Origin of the sequence: Paenibacillus ihuae (assembly GCF_001368795.1) — a bacterium.
GTDB lineage: Bacteria > Bacillota > Bacilli > Paenibacillales > Paenibacillaceae > Paenibacillus_AQ > Paenibacillus_AQ ihuae.
In genome coordinates, this window is the sequence record NZ_LN831198.1 from 381,065 (window position 1) to 383,366 (window position 2,302).

General features: G+C 52.6%; 2 protein-coding genes. One reads left to right on the forward strand and one right to left on the reverse strand.

Going from position 1 to position 2,302, the window contains the following annotated elements:
- The first annotated feature begins 408 nt into the window (after window positions 1-408).
- Window positions 409-1,587: a YsnF/AvaK domain-containing protein gene (locus AQR02_RS01750; RefSeq protein WP_054939129.1), complete on the forward strand. Its 1,179-nt coding sequence runs from the start codon at window positions 409-411 to the stop codon at window positions 1,585-1,587.
- Window positions 1,588-1,722: 135 nt separating this feature from the next.
- Here AQR02_RS01750 and AQR02_RS33335 read toward each other — a convergent pair.
- The coding region (locus tag AQR02_RS33335; RefSeq protein WP_245237037.1) for a fructose-bisphosphatase class II at window positions 1,723-2,302 on the reverse strand (580 nt) is incomplete at its 5' end.

The following is a 2,302-nucleotide window of genomic DNA, read 5'->3' on the forward strand; positions in this document are numbered from 1 at the left end:
CCTGGTTGTTGCAGTGCTCGCTGCAGCAGAAGAGCAGATGCTTTTTTAAAACCTTTAAACGCATATTCATGGTAAGCCTCCTTAGTCATGTAAAAATCGTTAACATATCTTACGAGGAGTATAGTCTCTTTTGCTTGTATTGTATTGAGGCTCTGCGGATTGTTCGTAAAGGCTTAACAAATGGGCTAAAACCGGGATTTTTATGTGAGAATATCTGACTTATCAGGATCATGTTTGATGAAAATATGTCTGTTTTTTCGTTTTTTTGCTCTTTTTCTGTTTCAAAAATATATATAAGGAGTCTGCTTGGAATTAACAAACTTCCAGTTTCGCCGGCAGTCGTTTGGTTAAGTAAGAGATGTGAACGAGTGACCCATTACTAAAAAAATGCTATCAGGAGGGAATCGTATGAATAAGAAAATTGTTGGTGTATTCCATAACGAACATGAGGCTTCACGGGCTATTGAAGATCTGAAAAGCCGGGGATTTCTTACAGAAGATATCTCCGTAATAGCAAGGGATAAACGGGATGTAGACGCAATTAGCGACGAAACAGGAACCAAAGCACCGGAAGGCATGGCCTCGGGTGCGGCAACCGGCGGACTGCTCGGCGGGGTAACCGGACTGCTGGCAGGAATTGGGGCCCTGGCGATACCGGGGATCGGCCCGATCATTGCCGCAGGCCCGATTGCAGCGACCTTAGCAGGCGCAGCCGTTGGAGCCGGCACCGGCGGATTAGTCGGCGGGCTGATCGGACTTGGTATTCCGGAAGATGAAGCTAAGAGCTATGATAACTATGTAGACGAAGGACGGATTCTGGTTATGGTAGATGCGGACAGCTCCCGTTCTAATGACGTGTATGCGGTATTCCGTAACCATAATTCAGCCAACGCCGACCGGTATTTGGATAACAATGTAACGACTGAAACGGCAGAAGAGAGTGCCCGCGGCTCTGTAACAGACACCGTGGATGCGGCTTTTAACGGATCGGGGCTCGAAGGACGGAATGATACGGGACTCGATACGATGAATTCAGCATCTGTACATGATCTTCCTGAAACAAGAGCCATGGATGATGTGAACCGTCCGGGGATGACGGGAGATGTGTACTCCGGCACCCCTGATGGAATCGCGGAGCGGGACAACACACGGTCAAATGAGTATGACCGGCAAGATGATGAAGCCCGCAGGCTGCGCCTGCGTGAGGAACAGCTGGACGTGTCCAAAAACAAGGTGCAGACCGGTGAGGTTAATGTCCGCAAGGAGATCATCGAGGAGCATAAGACGATCAATGTTCCGGTTTCCCACGAGGAAATTGTGATTGAGCGCCATTCGGTCAATAATGACTCCAGCTCGACTCCGATTGGAGCTGATGAGACGATCCGCATTCCTGTTAGCGAGGAACAGGTGGACGTCCGTAAGAATACGGTAGTTACCGGTGAAGTAGACATTCATAAACGTGAAATTCAGGGTACAGAGCAGGTGAAGGATACCGTGAAACGCGAGGAAGCCCGGATCGACAAGATGGGTAATGTGAAGGTCAACAGCAGCGACGAGCTGCAGAGAGACCACAGCCGCACCCGTTAAACGAGCGAGATTCATTGAGCTGAGTTGATATATCAAAAAGGGTCTATCCCACGTCCAGCCGGACGCAGGATAGACCCTTTTTTCGAGGTTAGAGCATACACACTGTAGCTGACGCCAGTCCGGGAGAACAGCAGCTTACATGAAGGCTAAGTTCTGCCGCTCAGATCTGCCCTGCGGAATATCCTTGCCAGGCAGGAAATGAATGCTGCGGATATAGCGGATCGTCCGGCTCTGCGCCCGCATAATGACGGAATGCGTCTCGGCGCGTTCCTTGCCGATGAAGCGGACGCCGCTGAGGAACTCACCGGAGGTGACACCGGTGGCGGCGAAGATCACGTCGCCGGTGCCGACCATATCCTCCATCGACAGCACGCGGGTCGGGTTGTCGATACCCATCAACAGGCAGCGCTGCATCTCAAACGGCCCCTCTGGCAGCAGTCTTCCCTGCAGTTCTCCGCCGAGGCATTTCAGTGCAGCGGCGGCCAGCACACCTTCAGGCGCACCGCCCGAGCCCATGTACAGATCGACATCGCTGTCCGGCAGCGCCGCCGCGATGGCTCCGGCTACGTCGCCGTGGCCGAGCAGCTTAATGCGTACTCCCATCCCGCGCAAGGTGCGGATCAGCCCTTCGTGCCGCTTGCGGTCGAGTACCATTACCGTCAGCTCGGAGAGTGCCTTGCCGGTGATCATGCTTGCTTTGCGCAGCGTAACCTCG

Bases quoted from the DNA above. Each gene is read 5' to 3' on its own strand.
- AQR02_RS01750 (WP_054939129.1), top strand. From the start codon at position 409: ATGAATAAGAAAATTGTTGGTGTATTCCATAACGAACATGAGGCTTCA.